The organism is Candidatus Angelobacter sp. (assembly GCA_035643775.1).
Classification (GTDB): Bacteria; Bacteroidota; Bacteroidia; order Flavobacteriales; family Blattabacteriaceae; genus DASQPV01.
In genome coordinates this window covers 1-1,898 of the sequence record DASQPV010000012.1, presented here as the reverse complement: position 1 = coordinate 1,898, position 1,898 = coordinate 1, and the positions used below count along the sequence as shown (strand labels likewise).

2 protein-coding genes are annotated in these 1,898 nt (G+C 60.6%); both read left to right on the top strand.

Annotation, left to right across the window (positions count from 1 at the left end; translation table 11 throughout):
• On the top strand, nt 1–373 hold a 373-nt coding region (locus tag VE128_00100; GenBank protein ID HZD83958.1), incomplete at its 5' end, for a polyphosphate kinase 2.
• Between the two features lie 102 nt (nt 374–475).
• Nucleotides 476–1,624, top strand: coding sequence for an IS630 family transposase (locus VE128_00095; GenBank protein HZD83957.1), 1,149 nt, complete (start codon nt 476–478; stop codon nt 1,622–1,624).
• Nucleotides 1,625–1,898 lie beyond the last annotated feature (274 nt).

Sequence of the window (1,898 nt, the reverse complement as noted above, 5' to 3'; positions counted from 1 at the left end):
TATTCTGCTCGTCAAGTACTGGCTGGAGGTGAGCGACACGGAACAGAAGCGCCGCTTCGCAGCCCGCATCACGGATCCGCTACGCCAGTGGAAGCTGAGCCCGACGGACCTGTGCTCGCGGAGCAAATGGTTCGAGTACTCGCGAGCACGCGACATCATGCTCGAGGCCACGGATACGGAATTTGCGCCTTGGCACATCGTGCCCTCGGATGACAAGCGGCGCGCACGTCTCAACTGCATCAGTCACCTGCTCGGCCTGATCCCTTACACGAAGCTGCGTCGGAAAAAGGTGAAACTCCCCAAGCGTTTGATGAAAGGCGCCTACGACGATCAAGCGGTCCTCGAGGGGAGGCGATTTGTCGAGAATAGGTAACTAGAATATCGATTCCGTGAAAGTTGTCATAAGCAAGGGATTCATCTGTCGTTTCAGGCTCCTATGTGCGCGGGGGGCATTGAGGACGAAGGACTGAAGGCTATGGCAGCGTGGCGGCGGGCGATTGAGTTGTCGCTCGGAGATGCGGATGTGGAGAGGTTGAGGTCGATAGCGCAGTCGCGAACCGAACCGGCGAGCCGGGTCGAGCGGGCGCGGATTCTGTTGGCGTATCGGGAAGACCCGTCGTTTTTTGCGGTAGGCCGAGCGCTCGGCCTCCATCATCAGACCGTTCAGCGTTGCGTAGAACGGGCCGTGGTCGAAGGCCCGATGGCAGCGCTGGACGATCGCCCGCGCCCTGGCAAGGAGCCGACGATCACCATCGAAGCCAAAGCATGGCTGACGTCGCTGGCTTGCCGGAAGGCGAAGGAACTGGGCTATCCGCATGAATTGTGGACGACGCGGCTTCTCGCCCGCCACGCCCGCGAGCATGGACCGGCGGAGGGGCATGCATGCCTCGCCAACCTGGCCCAGGGCACGGTATGCAAGATTCTCGATCAAGAGGAAGTGAAGCCGCACAAGGTGCGCTACTACCTGGAACAGCGCGATCCCGAGTTTGCGGAAAAGATGGCCGAAGTGCTGTGCGTTTATCGCACGGTGAAGCTGCTGAAGAAGGCCGCAGTCGCATCGCGCAAGAAGCCGGGTGATCCGGTGGCGATCATCTCCTACGACGAGAAGCCGGGCATCCAGGCGATTGCAACGACGGCACCTGATCTGCCTCCTCAACCCGGCGTGCATGCGACGTTCGCGCGCGATCATGAATACAAGCGCCACGGCACGGTCAGCTTGCTGGCCGGTATCGACCTGCTGACCGGCAAGGTTCACGCCCTGGTGAAGGATCGCCACCGTAGCCGGGAGTTCATCGAGTTCCTCAAGCTCGTTGACACGGCCTATCCGGCCGACACGGCGATCCATTTGATCCTCGACAATCATTCCGCGCATATCTCCAGAGAGACCCGAGCTTGGCTCGCCGAGCAGCCCGCCGGCAGGTTTGAGTTCACCTTCACTCCCACGCACGGCTCCTGGCTCAACCTCGTCGAAGGCTTCTTCTCCAAGCTGGCCCGCTCCGTCCTGCGCCACATCCGTGTCTCCTCCAAACAGGAGCTCAAGGAGCGCCTCATGGCCGCGGTCGATTACTTCAACTGCGATCCAATCGTCCACACATGGACCTACAAGCTCGACAAGGCCGCCTGATATGATTCGAATTTCAAAATCGCTGACCTAGTTGCGAGTCTAGCGCAACCCGGTGGCAACATCACTGGCCTGTCGATGCAGTGGCCCGATACTTCCGGCAAGCGACTCGAACTCTTGCGCGAGGTTGTCCCCAGTTTTCGCCGGTTGGCGATCATGGTCAATGTGGGCAATCCCGCCTCCGTGTTGGACATGGGGGAGGCCCAGGCAGCGGCCCGAACGGTCGGCCTCGAGGTCACTACATCCGAAATCCGGCGAGCGGATGATATCGCACCTG